Annotated in this window: 12 protein-coding genes; 4 read left to right on the forward strand and 8 right to left on the reverse strand. The window is 71.5% G+C overall.

Going from position 1 to position 16,542, the window contains the following annotated elements; all coding sequences use genetic code 11:
* Positions 1 to 144: 144 nt before the first annotated feature.
* A complete protein-coding gene (locus ACFYOU_RS15470) occupies positions 145 to 1,935 on the reverse strand; it encodes a hypothetical protein (RefSeq protein WP_391306062.1) in 1,791 nt (596 codons plus the stop codon).
* Positions 1,932 to 2,549: a hypothetical protein gene (locus ACFYOU_RS15475; RefSeq protein ID WP_391306064.1), complete on the reverse strand. Its 618-nt coding sequence runs from the start codon at positions 2,547 to 2,549 to the stop codon at positions 1,932 to 1,934. The genes ACFYOU_RS15470 and ACFYOU_RS15475 overlap by 4 nt, the downstream gene beginning before the upstream one ends.
* A gap of 792 nt (positions 2,550 to 3,341) precedes the next feature.
* Here ACFYOU_RS15475 and ACFYOU_RS15480 point away from each other — a divergent pair.
* Positions 3,342 to 4,652, forward strand: a complete 1,311-nt coding sequence (locus tag ACFYOU_RS15480; RefSeq protein WP_391306066.1) for a cation:proton antiporter — start codon at positions 3,342 to 3,344, stop codon at positions 4,650 to 4,652.
* A 329-nt stretch (positions 4,653 to 4,981) separates the two neighbouring features.
* Here ACFYOU_RS15480 and ACFYOU_RS15485 read toward each other — a convergent pair whose 3' ends face one another.
* A complete protein-coding gene (locus ACFYOU_RS15485) occupies positions 4,982 to 5,917 on the reverse strand; it encodes a cupin domain-containing protein (RefSeq protein ID WP_391306068.1) in 936 nt (311 codons plus the stop codon).
* Positions 5,918 to 6,115: 198 nt separating this feature from the next.
* On the opposite strand from ACFYOU_RS15485, the gene ACFYOU_RS15490 reads away from it, so the two are divergent.
* Complete coding sequence (locus ACFYOU_RS15490) at positions 6,116 to 7,585, forward strand: MFS transporter (protein ID WP_391306070.1); 1,470 nt, start codon at positions 6,116 to 6,118, stop codon at positions 7,583 to 7,585.
* Between the two features lie 10 nt (positions 7,586 to 7,595).
* Complete coding sequence (locus ACFYOU_RS15495) at positions 7,596 to 8,513, forward strand: NmrA family NAD(P)-binding protein (RefSeq protein WP_391306072.1); 918 nt, start codon at positions 7,596 to 7,598, stop codon at positions 8,511 to 8,513.
* Between the two features lie 63 nt (positions 8,514 to 8,576).
* Here the strand turns inward: ACFYOU_RS15495 and ACFYOU_RS15500 are convergent, their stop codons facing one another.
* Both ACFYOU_RS15500 and ACFYOU_RS15505 read right to left on the reverse strand, forming a co-directional pair.
* On the reverse strand, positions 8,577 to 10,181 hold the full coding sequence (locus ACFYOU_RS15500; protein ID WP_391306074.1) for a cellulose binding domain-containing protein: 1,605 nt from the start codon (positions 10,179 to 10,181) through the stop codon (positions 8,577 to 8,579).
* A gap of 272 nt (positions 10,182 to 10,453) precedes the next feature.
* Entirely contained in the window at positions 10,454 to 11,155 is a 702-nt protein-coding gene (locus ACFYOU_RS15505) for an HD domain-containing protein (RefSeq protein WP_391306076.1), read from the reverse strand.
* A gap of 401 nt (positions 11,156 to 11,556) precedes the next feature.
* On the opposite strand from ACFYOU_RS15505, the gene ACFYOU_RS15510 reads away from it, so the two are divergent.
* Positions 11,557 to 12,804, forward strand: a complete 1,248-nt coding sequence (locus ACFYOU_RS15510) for a cytochrome P450 (protein ID WP_391306077.1) — start codon at positions 11,557 to 11,559, stop codon at positions 12,802 to 12,804.
* A gap of 133 nt (positions 12,805 to 12,937) precedes the next feature.
* Here ACFYOU_RS15510 and ACFYOU_RS15515 read toward each other — a convergent pair whose 3' ends face one another.
* The 3 genes from ACFYOU_RS15515 to ACFYOU_RS15525 all read right to left on the reverse strand — a co-directional run bounded on the left by ACFYOU_RS15515 (position 12,938) and on the right by ACFYOU_RS15525 (position 16,541).
* The gene (locus ACFYOU_RS15515) at positions 12,938 to 14,098 is read right to left on the reverse strand and encodes an acyl-CoA dehydrogenase family protein (RefSeq protein ID WP_391306078.1); all 1,161 of its coding nucleotides are present in this window, start codon (positions 14,096 to 14,098) and stop codon (positions 12,938 to 12,940) included.
* Positions 14,099 to 14,209: 111 nt separating this feature from the next.
* Complete coding sequence (locus ACFYOU_RS15520) at positions 14,210 to 15,565, reverse strand: 2-oxo acid dehydrogenase subunit E2 (RefSeq protein WP_391306079.1); 1,356 nt, start codon at positions 15,563 to 15,565, stop codon at positions 14,210 to 14,212.
* A complete protein-coding gene (locus ACFYOU_RS15525) occupies positions 15,558 to 16,541 on the reverse strand; it encodes a transketolase C-terminal domain-containing protein (RefSeq protein ID WP_391306080.1) in 984 nt (327 codons plus the stop codon). Before ACFYOU_RS15525 ends, ACFYOU_RS15520 begins: the two co-directional genes overlap by 8 nt.
* Between the last annotated feature and the right edge of the window lies 1 nt (position 16,542).

The following is a 16,542-nucleotide window of genomic DNA, read 5'->3' on the forward strand; positions in this document are numbered from 1 at the left end:
GGAGTGCCCATGGCGCCGGACCGCGTTCGATCCGGTACGAGCCGACTCCCCCGGAACTCAAGACGGCACCTCCCGACCGGAGCCGGTCACCACCGCGGGACGGGCCCGGTCGCCCAGGGGCAGCAGCACCCGTAGGGGAGCAGCTCAGTCGACCTGGCCCGCCGCGAGCGTGCCCGTGTAGCCGCCCTCGCTGTTCCACGCCACCTCCCACATGCCCGTGCGGCGCAGTTCCACCAGGCGCGGGCAGTAGAAGCTCCCCTCCAGGACCATGCCGGGCAACGGTGCCCGTCGATCGCTCGTACGGAAGACCAAGGTGCCGTCCGCGCGGGTCCTGTCGTGCGTGAGCGTCGCCGTGCACCCGGTGTCCCCCTTGATCCGGAGCGTGCCGGTGAGGTCCTCCACGGTGGGCTCGGCAGCACGGCCGGTCGAGAGCGTGACCAGGACGTCGTAACGGGCGGCGGGGCTCGATCCGCCGGAGATCTCCCCGCTGAAGGGGGCCGTCAGCGCGTACACGTCCTCCGGCCCCAGGGACGGGACCGAGGAGGCCGGTGGGGACGTCGGGGCCGGAGTGGAAGCCGAAGCCGGCGGAGCCGCGGAGGTGCCCGCCGGAGTCGAGGCTCGCCCGGACGGGGCGGTGGTCGGCCCGGACGGGTCCGGAACTGCTCGGGACGGGGCGGTGGCTGCCTTCTGCCCGGACGTGTAGACGCCGCCGGCCACGAGAGCCGGCACGACCACGTGCCCGTCCAGCGCTGCGCCCTCGCCCAGGGACTCGTCCGCGGCGAAGGCCCGTAGCCGGACCGCCGTCCAGCGGGAGCCGTCGGCGGAGACCCAGGCCGCCGGGTGGGCCACCTCGTTGAGGGTCACGCTGCCGGCGGCCACGAAGGTGTCGCCGGACCGGAAGAGGTCGTCCACGACACCGGAGCCGGGCTTGGCGTCACCCGGTGCCGGGAGGGTGACCTTCGACCAGTGGGCGCCGCCGTCCGAGGACCGCAGGACCACGGGTCGCGCATCCGGCACCGGGCCGACGGTGCCGTCTTCCGAGGCACCGTCGCCGCCGGTCGACGGGGACGCGGTCTTCGACGGGGGCTCCTGCTGCCGGGCGCTCAACAGGAGCGTGTCGTCGCGCACGGCAACGCTCGGGACGCCGACCAGGTCACCCGGCAGCGGAGCGGACAGGTCACGCAGCCGCGCCCCGTCGTCGGTCACCCGGTAGAGGCTGAGACGCTTCGCGTCGTTCGCGCCGCAGCCCCCGGTGATCAGGGCCTCCCCTGCGTCGGAGGCGGCGCTCCGGATACCGAAGGTGCAGCCCTTCGGGGCCCGCGCCGCCACGGCCTTCCAGCGCTTTCCGTCCTCGTCCAGGCGCCATAGGGAGACCCCGTCCGGCGAGGCGTAGGCGTGCGCGCCGTCAGCGAAGTAGCCGGGATTGCGGCCCTCGGTGCCGGGGGGCGGGTCCAGGAGCCGCCAGGTGCGGCCGTCGGCGGAGAAGAAGGTCGGGACGGACGCGGTGACGGGGAGGCCGCCGGAGGAGTCGATGCCCTTGCCCGTGACCAGGAAGCCGCCGTCCCAGCCCAGGAGGTCCGTGAACTCGCTGTACCAGCCGGCGCCGCGGCCCACCGACCGCAGATCGCTCCTGGTCCAGGTGGCGGCGTCGGTCGAGTACCAGGCGTCGAGGTCGTAGCCGTCGCCGGACGGCTCCGGCGCGTCGCCCGCCGCGACCAGCAGACCGTCGCCCTCGACCACGGCCTCCGGACGGAACCCGTCGCCCGCCGCGACCGGAACGTCCCCGCCCTGGGTGAACGACCAGGTGGTCGAGACGTCGGCACGGTCATCGTCGTCACCGTGCCCGGTGAACCACCACGCTCCCGCCGCGAGCACCACGGCGAGCACCAGAACGATCCCCACGGCCGTCCGTCGCCGCACCGGGTGGCCGATCATTGCGCGGTCCGCTTCGTGCAGGTGGTCCTGGTCGTCTCCTTGGTGTCCACGAGTACGCGTCCCGTCCCGTTGCTTTCGGGACGGATGTCGTAGACCGGCACTCCGGCCACTTGGCCGGTCGACCGGAACGGACCCAGTTCCGTCTGCTTCCGCTTGCCGCCGAGCAGGTAGGTGACGGTCAGGCTCCACTCGTACGACGCCGTGCAGGAGCTCACGTCGACGGTGACGTAAGCCGGTTCGTCCCGGGTCACGGTCTTACCGGTGATCATCGAGTTGCCGGGTACGGGATGGGCCGCCGGCTTGCCGTCGACGACGTCGAACAGTTTCTGACGTTCGAGGTCCAGGTGGAGGTGGCTCGGCCCACCGCCACCGCCCCCGCACGACTGGGTCTTCTGGAGCACCCAGTCGTACGCGGTCGTCCGGTTGCGGCCCTTGACGTGCGGGACCACGGATTCGACGGAGATCTTGTCCTTTCCCTCGGTGCTCAGGGTCAGGTTCAGCACGCCGCGGGCCCAGGACGCGGCGCCCTTCTCCGCGGCGATGTTGCGCGGCTCCTTCTGGAAGTCGTCGAGGTCGATGGCGGTGACCGGGGGGCCGCCCTTCGGCATGGCCACGCGCGACCCCTGGTCGCACGCGCTCGCTGCGGGCCAACCGGTCAAAACCTTCAGCGTGTTGGGCGGCGGCGGATCCCACACGTCCTTGATGGCCCTCCGACCGACGTCCGCGATGTCCGTGACCGCGATCCCCGCCAGGGCCGCGACCACCGCGGCCGGAATCCCGTACTTGACCCATGGCGACTGTTGCGGCGCCGGCGCGGCCCCCTGTTGTCGCGGAGGCCGCCGTAATCGCCTTCGCCCGCCCTGCCGTTGCTGTCCTCGCTGCCGTTGCTGCCGTTGCTGCCGTCTGATCAGCCATGCCATCACGTGCCCCCCGCTCCCCTTGAGGGTGTGTATGGCCCGGCGCCACAACCGGCAAACCGGCTGCATCTGGAACCTTTACCTGCTTCTTGGACCTCCGCGTCCCACCCGGGCGACAGGACTCCGACGTGTGGCAAGGCCGGTCGGAATGGAGTGGGTTGACGCACGGTCGAAGGAGCAATGGTGAGGGCTTGCGCATCCGGGCGGCTCTTGTGATATTTGTTTCGACTTTAATCGTCTCTTTGTGGGGGATTCGAGGAGATCACGACAGGGGAGTTCCAGCGTCGAGGACCGGACACCTGAGCGGGAAGCGGCGCGATATCACCTGCGAACGTCCACATGGTTCTCCGTATCCCCAACGTTTCCCTCCACCACGCACCTCCCATCGCGTTCCAGCTGGAGTTCTCCGCGAGTCGCCCCGGCCCCGAATGATGGGTGCCCTCAGGCAGAGTCCCAGGAAACTCGAGCCCCTCTTCACGGAGGCCGGTCATGGCGGATTTATCCGCTCAGAATTCAGAACTGCTCATCGCCGTCACGATGGCCGATATCGCCATCATCCTGGTCGCCGGCTCGCTCCTGGGTTGGCTGGTCCGGTACGTGCGCCAGCCGTCCGTCGTCGGGGAGATCATCGCCGGCATCGCCTTGGGTCCGAGCCTCCTCGGTCTGCTTCCCGGCGATGTCCCTTCCCACATCTTCCCGAGCGAGGTCCGGCCGCACCTGTCGGCCATAGCTCAAGTCGGGCTGCTCATCTTCATGTTCGGCGTGGGCTGGGGATTCGACAAGAGGTTGCTGCAAGGCCGACACGGCACCGCGGCCGCCGTCTCGATCGCCTCGGTCGTGGTCTCCTTCGGCCTGGCCATCGGGCTCGCGGCGTTGCTGTACGACCGGCACGACAGCGTCAACGGAAAGCACATCTCGTTCACCGCGTTCGCCCTCTTCATGGGCGCGGCGATGTCGATCACCGCCTTTCCGGTCCTGGCCCGGATGTTGACCGAACACCGGATGATGGGAACGCGCGTCGGCGCACTGGCACTGGCCAGCGCGGCCATCGACGACGTCCTCGCCTGGTGCCTGCTGGCGCTGGTGGCGGCGATCGTGACCGCGTCCGGCGGCTCGGGGCAGTTCGCGCAAACGGTGGTCCTTTCCGTGCTCTACATCACGGTGATGCTGTTCCTCGTACGCCCGCTCCTGTCGTTCCTCGTGCGTCGCTGGGTCCGGGACCGGGTGCCGCCGCAGCTCTTCGTGGTGTTCGTCGCCGGCCTGTTCCTGTCTTCCTATGCGACGACATGGATCGGAATCCACGCGATATTCGGCGCGTTCGCCTTCGGCTTCGTCATGCCGAGGGAGCCGCTCGGTGTGCTCGGCGAAGGAGTGAAACGGCCGTTCGACGGGATCAGCCTGGTGCTGTTGCCGGTCTTCTTCATCGTCACCGGACTGAACGTGGACATCGGCGCGCTGTCCGGACGTGACCTGCTCGAACTGGTCGCCATCATCACCGTCGCCTGCGCCGGCAAGCTGATCGGGGCCTCGGTTCCCGGGAGACTCGCCGGAATGCCGTGGCGGGAGGCCGGCACCCTCGGCATCCTGATGAACACGCGCGGCCTGACCGAACTGATCATCCTGAACGCCGGCGTGAGCCTCGGCGTCCTGGACGGCCGGATGTTCACGATGATGGTCGTGATGGCGTTGTTCACGACTGCGCTCACCGGACCGTTCCTCCCCAGGGTTCCGGTACGCGTCGAGCAGCTCGGACCCCGGGCCCCCTCGGAGGGGTCGGCCACGGCGCCCCCGTCGGTGTAGGCCCGCCGCACCGAGCCGCGCCCGCGGGTCGGGTCCGATGTGATCGGTCGGTGGCGCTGGGCTCGTCGCACGGACTGGCATCCTCCACGGGAAGGTGGCACCGCGCACGGCCCGGCGGGGAAACAGCAGGTGTTCCTTTCCGTGACGCCTTCTCGCAGAAGGCAAGAGCGCGCGAACATGACCCGCCCGGCAGCAATGGCTGGGAGTGTGGGAATTGCCCCGCCCAATGCCCGCGACACCCATCGGCACGGGCGGTGACGCCCACGGATCGAGGGAGAACACGACGAACGCGCCGCGGGACGGGGCCGGTTCGTCCGGGGTAGAAGGGTTCAGGCCGGCCTGAGCGCCTTGCGGTAGGCCCCCGGAGTGGTGTCGAACTCGCGGCGGAAGGCCAGGTGGAAGCCGACGTTGCTCTGGTAGCCGATCCGGGCCGGGATGTCGCCGAGGGCCACCGATCCGTCCGCGAGCAGCGCCCGGGCTTCCTGGAGCCGGCGTACCGTCAGATGACGGGCGGGTGAATCACCGACGAGCGCCCGGAAGGTCTCGGAGAAGGCGGAGCGTGACATGCCCGCCCGGCGCGCGAGGGTCTCGACCGTCCAGGGGTGGGCGTAGTCGCGGTAGATCGCCACCAGGGACGCGCTGATGCCGGGATGGCGCAGGGCCCGGAGGGCGGGGGAGAGTTCCGTGAGCCGTTCCAGGGCGGTGCGCAGCGCCAGGACGAAGACCATTTCGAAGGCGCGCAGGGCGACCAGTCCGGAGCCGGGGGACGTGCGCGCGATCTCCGGTGCGAGGGAGCACAGGGTGCCGTGCAGCAACGGTTCGCCGATGAGCACGTCCCGGCGCAGGACGATCACCCGGGGCAGGGCCCGGTAGAGCGCGGGCTCGGTCGTTCCGTCGTAGTGCAGGCTCGCGCAGAGCATGTCGGTGTCGATCGGTCCGCTGCCGACCGTCACCACGTCCGAGGAACCGGGTACGCGTTCCGGCAGTACCGATTGCAGCGGTTGGGTGGCCACCGCGTCCGGCCGGCCGGCGAAGGTGTGGGCGGTGCCGTAGGGGAAGACCGCGAGGTCTCCCGTACCCAGGTGGACGGGCGGCGAGTCGTCGTGGAAGCCGACGAAACACTCGTTGCTGAGCATGTAGTGGAGGACCGCGCAGGAGTCCTCCTCCCCCTGCACCCCCCATGCGCCGCCGGCCTGCCACCGGCTGTAGAAGATGTCGCTGAGCCGTAGCGGCCGCAGCAACTCGCTCAGCACGTCATCAGTCATGGACGATCCTTAAACCAGGACGGCTCTTCGTTAATTGATCGTAGTCCCTGCGTGTCGGACAGTGGTGCCGAGCCGTCCCCGGGACGGGACGGCCCAGCACACCGACCGAGGGGGTACTTTCGATGAACACCCTGATCGCCGGAGGGCGTACCGGCGGGCCGGCCACAGCACCGCGGCGCTCCGAGCGGGGGACCGCAGATGGCGGCGCCTGACCGCTGGAGGGCGCTCGCGCTGCTCGCCTGCACCCAGTTCGTCCTGATCCTCGACACCTCGATCATCAACGTCGCGGCGCCGTCGATCGGCAGGGACCTCGGCATCTCGCCCGCCGCACTCTCCTGGGTGGCCAACGCCTACCTGGTCTCCTTCGGGGGGCTGCTGCTCCTCAGCGGCCGGGCAGCGGACCTGCTCGGCCGGCGCAGACTCTTCATCGCGGGGCTGGGCACACTCGCCGCCGCCTCGCTGCTCGGCGCACTGGTCGACAGCGCCCCGCTCCTGATCACGGCACGCGTCGTCCAGGGCACGGGCGCCGCGATGGCGGCGGCCGCCGCGCTCGCGCTGCTGCTGTCGCTGTTCGACGACGGACCGGAACGCCACCGGGCGCTCGGCATCTTCGCCGCGACGGCCGGGGCCGGGGGCGCCGCGGGCACGGTCCTCGGCGGTGCGCTCACCAGTTGGCTCGGCTGGGAGTCCACCTTCGCGCTCAACGTCGTCGTGGGGATCGGACTGATCCTGCCGGCCCGTCGGCTGCTGCCCGCCGGGAACCGCAGCGGGAACGCGGGCGGCTTCGACCTGCCCGGCGCCCTGTCCGTCACCGGCGGGCTGGCGCTGCTGGCGTACGCCGTGCTCGACGCGGGCGAGTCCGGGTGGCGGGATCCAGATCCGGTGACGCTGCTGACCGGGTCCCTCGCCATCGGCCTGTTGACGGCGTTCGTCCTCGTCGAACGCCGGGTACGGCATCCGCTCGTCCCGCCCGCCCTCTTCCGCCGGCGCACGCTGCGGCTGGCCAACGTGCTGGCAGGGATGTGGCAGATGGCCCTGTTCCCCATGTTCTTCCTGGTGAGCCTCTACCTCCAGTCGGTCCTGGGGCACGAGCCCGTGACGAGCGGCCTGGGGCTGCTCCCGCTGTCGGTCGTGGTCGTCCTGGTCGCGTCCGGCACCGACCGGCTGATCGGCCGGTTCGGTCTCCGGGCGGTGATGTGCACCGGGTTCGTCCTGGTCGCGGTCGGACTGGTGTGGCAGTCGACGCTCTCGCCGTCGGGTTCGTTCGTCGCCGACGTGCTGCCGCCGAGTCTGCTGCTCGGTGTCGCCCTGCCGCTGGTCTCCGTCACCACGGCCGTCGCGGCGACCCTCGGCACGGAACGCGACGGGACGGGGCTCGCCTCCGGTCTGGTCAACACCAGCCAGCAGTTCGGCTCCGTGATCGGGCTGGCCCTGCTGTCCGGCGTGGCGGCCGCCCGGACCTCAGCGGTCCCCGGGCCGCGGGACGTCGCACTGACCGAGGGGTTCAGCGCCGCGTTCCTGGCCGGCGCCGCCCTCGCACTGGTGGCGGCCCTGCTCACGCTGCGGCTGGTCGTACCGGTCGCGCCCGCCGCTGTGACGACCCGCAGCACCGACCGCATCCCGGCCGACCCCGCCGTGAACGCAGAGAGGCAGACGTCATATGAGTGAGGACCGGCATATGAGTGAGGACCGGCCCAAGCGGTACCTGGTCACCGGTGCCAACGGCTTCCAGGGCGGGGCCGTGGCCCGGCTGCTCGCCGGGCGCGGGCACGAGGTGCGCGGTCTGGTACGCGACGCCGACCGGCCGGCGGGGGACGGGGGACGCGCCTGGACCCCGGTCCGGGGCGACCTCGGCAGCGCCGAGGACCTGCGCCGCGCCTTCGAGGGCGTCACGCACACGGTGGTCACCCTGCCGCTCGTCTACGACGCGGACACCGTGCTCACCCATGCGCGCAACCTCGTCGGGGCCGCCCGCGAGGCCGGGGTGAGCCGCCTGGTCTACAACGTCAACACGCCACTGCCGCAGGAGCGCACCGGGCGGGCGGGATTCGAGACCCGGCGCCTGGCCGAGCAGGTGTTCCTCGACGGCGGGGTGCCCGCGGTGTCGGTCCGACCGCCCGTCTACCTCGACAACCTCTTCAGCCCGTGGAACGGTCCGGCGCTCGTCAACGACGGTGTACTGGCCTACCCGTTGCCCGCCGCGCAGCGGGTGGCCTGGATGTCGCACGTGGACCTGGCACGGGTGCTCGCCTCGGCGACGGAGGCCGAGGAGCTCGTGGGCCGGGCGGTGGACGTCGGCGGCGCCGCGGTACTGACCGGCACCGAACTGGCGGCGGCGTTCGCCGAGGCGCTGGGGCGCGAGGTGCGCTACCTCCCCCTCGGCGTCGCGGACTTCGAGGCGGGCCTCGGGCAGTCGCTCGGCGCGGAGTCGGCGGCCGGGGTGGCCGGCGTCTACCACCACGTGGCAGCCGGCGACCAGGAACTGCTGGCGGCCGACCCCGCGGCGACGGAGCGCCTGTTCGGCGTACGGATGACGTCCACGGTCGACTGGATCACGACGCAGGACTGGGGCGTCTGGTCGGGCAGCGCCGCCTGACGTCCGGCCTCCTGTTCGGGACCCGTGGCCCGGGCCCCGAACAGGAGGGACAGCCACGGCGGTTCAGCCCCGGTAGCCGCCGAAGATCCGGGAGAACTCGTACGGAGTCTGCGGGATGTTGGTGCACAGGGAGAGGTGGCCGCCGGTGCAGGCGTTGCGGTCGCGGGTGACGTCCCAGAAGGAGAGCATGCCGAGCTTCCGGGTCCGTGCGAACTCGACCAACTGGCGTGCGTCCTGCTGGTCGTAGATCCGGTGGTCGTCGTTCTCGCCGAGCATCGGCGTGACGCCGATCATGCGCCACAGACCGGTCGCGGAGACTGCGGGAAAGAGCGTCCGGAGCTGGTCGAAGACGCCCTGCGCGGCCTGGACCGCGGCGTCGCCGTAGTCGACGTCCGTGAAGTAGTCCATGGTCATGATGTTGACGACATCGAGCGTGACGCCCGCGTCCCGGGCGGAGCGCACCACCGACAGGCCGGTCGGGGTCAGCCCGTTCGGCGTGACCGGGAGGGTCAGCGAGATGCGCAGCGCGGGGTGGGCGCGCTGGAGCCGGGCGAGGGCCGCCGAGCGGCGCTCTATCGAGACCGGGTCGGTGGTCGCGGAGCCCTCGATGTCGAAGTCGGCGTAGGTGAGGCCGTACTGCCTGACCAAGGCGTCGTACTCGGTGAAGAGGGCATCGACCGAATCGCAGGTCTGGGCGAGTTCGCGACCGCCCGCGCCGCCGAAGGACACCTTCACCTCACCGCCCAGGGCCCTCAGCGCGGCGATGTCGTCCGAGGCCCAGCCAGAGCGCGGATCGAACTGGTTGAACCACATCGCCCGGCAGGTGGTGGCGGTGATGAAGCCCAGGCTGAAGGCCTTCAGCCCGCTGCCCGCCGCGAGTTCGGTGAGGCTCGGGGTCGGCCAGGCCCCCATGTCGACGTACGGCGCGGTGGCCATTGTCCCCGGGCCCGGACGGACGTACCCGGTCAGGGCGCGGACGGGCGGACTGTACTCGGAGACGTTCCCGGCCTGGTCCCGGGCGCGGATGCGGAACAGGTACGGCGTGCTCGGGCTGAGTCCGGTCGCCCGGTACGCGTTCGTCCCCCGTACGGTGACCGGGGCCGCGCCGTCGACGGAGACCTCGTAGTCGAGGACCGAGCTGCGGTCGTCGCTCGAATGGCGCCAGCCGACGGTCAGGGCGCTCTCGCCGACCTCGGTGAAGGTGATGCCCGTCGGCACCGTCGGAGGGGTGACGTCCGGGTCGAAGCCGCAGGCGAAACCGTTGACGGTGCAGGTGCCCGGGTACCCGGCACCGCTCGCCACCCAGCCGAAGCTGGTCGACCCGCCGGGTGCGAGGGTGGCGTTGTAGTCGTGGCTGCGGAAGGTGTGGACGGCACCCTCACGGCTGAAGCGGGCGTCCCAGACGCTGCTGATGACGGTGTCCGCGGGCAGGCGCAGGGTGAGGGTCCAGCCGGTGACCGGCGCGGTGCCGATGTTCTTGATGGTGAACGAGCCCTGGTGGCCGGTGTCCCAGACGGAGGTCTTCCGGAAGTCCGCCACGAGCAGCGGCGATCCGGTGGACGCCGCGGCTGGTGGCGCCGGTGTCTGCGCGGCGGCGGTCGGAACGGGCAGGAGGGCGAGCACGACGAGGACGAGCGCGGTGATCAGGGCTGTCCGTGGTCTTCGCAAGGCTGTCTCCCGGTGGAGGGGGAACGAGTGGGGATGCCGTTCGGGGCGGAACACGTGACACGCTTTGGCCCATACCAATGGCGCCCGCCCTGATTACCCGCCGGCCTCGGTGGCGTCAAGATGCCCTGCTCTCCGGGGCCCCGTACCGTCCCGTTCTGCCCGGTATCCGCCGCCGCCGGGCGGGCGGCGCGCACCGGCCGCATCCACCCGGCCCGGCCCGGCTTCCCAGGATCTGCCGGGCCCACCCGTACGCGCTCAACCGCAGTCCGGCGTCAATCCGTTGCTGCGGGCGCCCCGTCCTCCAGGTAGCGGTAGGCCTCGCGCCACTCCTCGAAGGCCGCCTCGAACCACGGGACCCCTGCGGCGAGGGGCATCAGATGGCGTCGCGTCTCACGGTAGTAGGAACGCCGCTTCTCGGGACGCGGGTGCGTGTCGAGTCGCTGCACGTTGCTGAACCGGTCCGCCAGCTTGAGCAGCAGGACCTCCGGCGGGGCGGAGCGCAGGCTCAGCAGGTAGCGGTCCCGCACTTGCGCAGGGTCCTCGTGGGCCTCGGGGTCAGGCTTCGTCACCCAGCCCACCCACTCCTCGACCCGCGGCCCGAACCGCTCGCGGACCTCCCCGGCCGTGCGGTCGGTGTCCTCCACGACGTCGTGGAGGACGGCCGCGACCAACAGGTCCTCGTCGCGGACGCCGGCGCCGGAGACGAGGATCTCCACCACCTCCAGGAGGTGCTCCACGTACGGCTCACCGGCGGGCCTCTTCTGATCCCCGTGGGCCTCTTCGGCGAACGCGACGGCCTCGCCGAGGCGCTGCACCGAAACCTCCGGAGCGAGCACCGCCAACTGCCCGCGGGCGGTGCTCCAGTCGTGCCACGCGCCGAACACCCGATGGGTCAAGGGTTCCGGTGCGCCTGCGGTCTCCGGCGCGACCGACGTCTCCGGTTGCGCCGGCCGCTCGACGGGGCGGTCACTCACGAGCTCACCTCCGAAGGGCCGTACACGGTACGGACGGACCCGCGGGAGAGTCTTGCACGGCCAAGCCGAGCGAGGGTGGAGTGCCGACAAGTCGCCTGTTCCGGCCCGGTCTTGGCGGCCCGGCGGCGGCTCCCCGCACACCGTCTCCGTGAACCGCACCCAACGGATGGACGTGCAAACATCCGAGCAATCCCGAAATCGGCTCAGAATCCAGACACAAGAGGCTGATTTCCCTCTATGCGAACCCGAGTGGGCCCAGCACAATCCCCGGTACCGATTCCCCGCCGTCGCCGCGGAGTTCATTGATCCACGCACCGGCGCGACCCGGCGCCCGGGAGCGAGACCGCATCCTCGTGGCCGCTCCCGTCGACGGGCCGCCCCCGCGTGACCGGAGGTGTCTCATGACCACCAGCCACGAGGTTTCCCTCCCGGTCCTCGACAGCGACGGAGGTGACCGGCTGTACGAGCAGATCGAAGAACTGCGCGCCACCGGGCCCGCCGTGCGGGTCCGGCTGCCCCAGAACGTCATCGCTTGGTCCGTCACGCGCGGCGACGTCGTCAAGCGGCTCGTCACCCATCCCGATGTCACCAGGAACGCCCGCGGCGCCTGGCCCGGTTACCAGCCGGGCGCCGTCCCCTGGCTCTCCCCCTGGCTCGACGTCCACTCCATGGCCACCGCCGAGGGGGCCGAACACACCCGGTTGCGGAGGCTGATCGGCCCCGCCTTCACACCGCGGCGCATGGCGTCGCTGCGGCCCGCGATCGAGTCCGTCGTCACCGACCTCCTGGACGGTCTGGAGGCCCTGGAGGCCCTGGATGACGGCGCGGCAGTGGATCTGCGGGCGCACTTCGCGCACGGTGTGCCGACCCGTGTGATCTGCGATCTCTTCGGCGTTCCGGAGGACCAGCGCCCCGACGTGCTCGCCGTCGCCGACGCGATCCTGGCCACCGATGTCCCCCAGGAGGAGTCGGAGCGGGTCGCGAGCGGGCTGATCACCGTCATGGGCCGTCTCGTGGAGGCGAAGCGACGGGAGCCCGGCGATGACATGACCAGTCTGCTGCTCACCGCCCATGAAGGGGACCGGCTCACCGAGACGGAGCTGATCTCCACCCTGCTCCTGATGATCGGGGCCGGGAGCCAGACCACGATCGCGCTGATCGGGAACGCCGTCCGGGCGCTCCTCACCCACCGTCAGCAGTTGCAGGCGGCCCGGGCCGAGCCGGCGCGCTGGGCCGATGTCGTCGAGGAGACGCTGCGGCTCCATCCGCCGGTCGTGCATCTTCCGCTGCGGTTCGCGTTCCGTGACATCGACCTCGGCGAGGGCGTCACCATAGCGGCCGGGGACGCCATCCTCATCGGGTTCGGGGCGCACGGCCGGGACCCGTCGTTCCACGACGCCGCACACAGCTTCACGATCGACCGCGTGGACAGGGAGCACCTGGCCTTCGGGTACGGCATCCACTACTGCCTCGGCGCCCCGCTCGCCCGGCTGGAGGCCGCCGTCGCGCTGCCCGCCCTCTTCGACCGGTTCCCCGACATCGTGCTCGCCGACGAGGGGAACGCGCCGGACCCGCAGCCGTCGTTCATCGGCAATGACGTCCTCGCCCTGCCCGTCCTGCTGCGCCCCGCGGGCCGAGCGGCGCGGTGAGCCGACCGTTTCGGTGAACGCGGACCGGGACTCTCCGTCGTCGAGGTCAACACCCTCGGCGGCGTCCTCGCTCCGTACGTCGCCGAGGTGCCGGAGCGCGTGGCGGTGACCGCGCGCTGCGGCCTGCGGAAACTCAGGCCGGGAGGCCCAGTTCCCTCGCGATCAGTATGCGCTGCACCTCGCTCGTGCCCTCGCCGATCTCCAGGATCTTGGAGTCCCGCCACATCCGCGCCACCGGGTACTCGTTCATGAACCCGTAGCCACCGTGGATCTGCGTCGCCTCCCGCGCGTTGTCCACCGCCACCGTCGAGGAGTACAACTTCGCCACCGCCGCCTCCTTCTTGAACGGCTCCCCCCGCACCAGCCGCGACGCCGCGTCCCGCCAGCCCACCCGCGCCATGTGGGCCCGCATCCCCATGTCCGCGATCTTGAACTGGATCGCCTGGTAGTCACCGATCGGGCGCCCGAACGCGCGGCGCTCACGCGCGTACTTCACCGACTCGTCCACACACCCCTGCGCCAACCCCGTGGCCAGCGCCGCGATCGCCACCCGCCCCTCGTCCAGGATCCGCAGGGACTGCGCGTACCCACGCCCCTCCTCACCCAGCAGGTTCCCGCCGGGCACCCGCACGTCCGAGAACGACAGCCCACGCGTGTCGGAGGCGTTCCAGCCCACCTTGGAGTACGGCGCCGCCACCGTGAAGCCCGGCGTCCCCGACGGCACGATGATCGACGAGATCAGCGGCTTCCCGTCCGGCTTGCGACCCGTCACCGCCGTCACCGTCACCAGTCCCGTGATGTCCGTGCCCGAGTTGGTGATGAAGCACTTCGACCCGTTGATCACCCACTCGCCCGTCGCCTCGTCCCGCACCGCCGTCGTCCGCGTCCCGCCCGCATCAGAACCGCACTCCGGCTCCGTCAGCCCGAACGCCCCCAGCACTTCCCCGGCACACAACTTCGGCAGCCACTGCCGCTTCTGCTCCTCCGTGCCGAAACGGAACACCGGCATCGCCCCCAGCGAGACACCCGCCTCCAGCGTGATCGCCACCGAGGAGTCCACCCGGGCCAGTTCCTCCAACACGAGCCCCAGGGCCAGGTAGTCCCCGCCCATCCCTCCGTACTCCTCCGGGAACGGCAGCCCGAACAGCCCCATCCGTCCCATCTCCCGCACGATCTCGTACGGGAACTCATGGTGCTCGTACAGGTCCCCGATCTTCGGGGCCACCACGTCTCGCGCGAACTCCGCGACGGTGCGGCGCAGTTCCTCGTGCTCGTGGGTGAGGCGATGGTCCATGTCTTCCACGGTCCTTAGGTGAGGGGGTCCGTACACGGGGAGAGCCGGCGGGTCGGTCCTGCCGCTCACCGGTCGGTCGGGAGGCGGTTCGCGCATCACGTCCGCATCGGATCACAGCCGCAGCAGGAGGGTGTCGGGGTCCTCCACCAGCGCGCCCAGCGCGGTGAGGAAGGCCGCGGCCTCGGCGCCGTCACACACCCGGTGGTCGAACGCGCAGGTGAGCTTCGCCGTGGGCCGTACGACGAGCCGGTCACCGTCCACGACGTGGGGGCGGGGACGGATCGACCCCACGCCGAGGATCGCCGCCTCGGGGTGGTTGACGACCGGCACGCCCTCGTCCAGGCCGAGCGCACCGAAGTTGGAGACCGTGAAGGTGGAGCCGGTCAGCTCGCGGGGGGCGAGGGTGCCCCCGCGCGCCCCGTCCGCCAGCCGCGCCGCCTCCTGGGCGAGCCGCACGGTCGACAGGTCCTGGGCGTCGCGCACCACGGGCACGACCAGGCCGCGCGGGGTGGCCGCGCCGATGCCCAAGTGCACCGCGTCGTACGTACGGACCTCGGGGCCGCCCGGGACGTACGTGGCGTTGAGCCTGGGGTGTTCGCGCAGAGTGAGCGTCAGGAGGCGCAGCAGGAGGGCGAAGGGCGTGGCGGGGTGCTCGGCGTCCTGCGCGCGCAGCCTGTCGCGCAGGACGAGCAGGCGGGAGAAGTCGACGACGAGGGAGCAGTGGGCGTCGGGGATCTCCCGGCGTGCACGCTCCATGTGTGCTGCCGTGCGTGCGCGGACGCCGCGTACGGGGATCGATCGCGTCCCGGAGCCGCTGGCGCCGTCCCCGGCGGTCCCCGTGGTGGGGGAAGCCGCTGCCGCCTGGACGTCCGTGCGGGTGATGGTGCCCTCCGGACCCGATCCGGTGCCCAGCGCGGCCAGGTCCACCCCGAGCCGGCGGGCGAGGTGCCGTACGGGCGGCTTGGCGCGGGGGCGCCCGGTGTCGGTCAACGCCGTGGACGGCGAGCGGCGGGGAGCGGGGCGTCTGCGGACCTCTCGCCGCCCGGTGTCCGTCCCCGCCCGCGTGCCGTATCCGACGAGCACCGGTCCCGAATCGGCGCCGTCGGTGCGGTCGGCGCCGACCGCACCGACGGCCGTGTCCGGCCCGGCGCTCGTGGCCGGCCCCGGGTCCCCGGCGACGTCCGGGTCCCGGCCGGTGCCCGCGGGCGCCCCGCTGTCGATGAGGGTCAGCGGTGTGCCCACCGGCAGGGTCTGTCCCGGCTCGCCGCGCCGTTCCACGACGGTCCCGGCGTACGGGGACGGGATCTCCACCTCGGCCTTGGCCGTCTCCAGGACGCACAGCGGCTGGTTGACGGTGACGGTGTCCCCCGGCCCGACCAGCCATGCGACGATGGTCGCGTCGAGCAGTCCCTCCCCCAGGTCGGGTACGAGGAACTCCCGGATCGTGCGGTCCGCGGCGTCAGTCACGGCCGTACCCGAAGGACCGGTCGATGCCGTCGAGCAACCGGTCCACGCCCGGCAGCCATGCCTGCTCCCATCGTGCGGGTGGATACGGAGTGTCGAACCCCGTGACCCGCAGCACGGGGGCCTCCAGGTCCCAGAACAGTTCCTCCTGCACCCTGGCCGCGATCTCCGCTCCCAGTCCCAGGGTGCGCGGGCCCTCGTGCAGGACGACGCAGCGTCCGGTGCGGGACACCGAGGCGGCGATCGTGGGGAAGTCGAGGGGGGCCAGGGAACGCAGGTCGACCACTTCTAGCTCCCAGCCGTAGGCGCGCCGGGCGGTCTCCGCGGCGTCGAGCGCGGTGCCGACGGTGCCGCCGTAGGCGACCACCGTGACGTCCGTACCGCTGCGGCGGACCAGGGCCTGCTCCAAGCGCGCCGCGGGCACCTCGGTCGTCGCGTCGCCGCTCTGCCAGTAACGCCGCTTGGGCTCAAGGAAGATCACCGGGTCGTCGCAGTCGATGGACTGCCGGAGCAGGGCGTGGGCGTCCGCAGCCGTGGCGGGCGTCACCACCCGCAGCCCCGCCGTGTGCGCCCAGAACGTCTCGGTGGACTCCGAGTGGTGTTCCACCGCGCCGATGCCGCCGAAGGACGGGACGCGCAGCGTCACGGGCACCGAGAGCTGGCCGCGCGTGCGGTTGCGGTACTTGGCCACGTGGCTGACGATCTGGTCCAGAGCGGGATAGGTGAACCCGTCGAACTGGATCTCGGGCACCGGACGCAGTCCCCGCATCGCCATGCCCAGGGCCACTCCGACGATCGCCGACTCGGCGAGCGGCGTGTCGAAGCAGCGCTGGGGGCCGAACCGCTCGGCGAGCCCCTCGGTGACCCGGAACACCCCGCCCTGGCGGGCCACGTCCTGGCCGAAGACGACGACCCGCTCGTCCTCGGTCATGGCCTCGCGCAGCGCCGTGTTGATCGCTTCCACCATGGTCGCCGCCACG

It is taken from the genome of Streptomyces sp. NPDC005955 (assembly GCF_042871255.1).
Classification (GTDB): Bacteria; Actinomycetota; Actinomycetes; order Streptomycetales; family Streptomycetaceae; genus Streptomyces.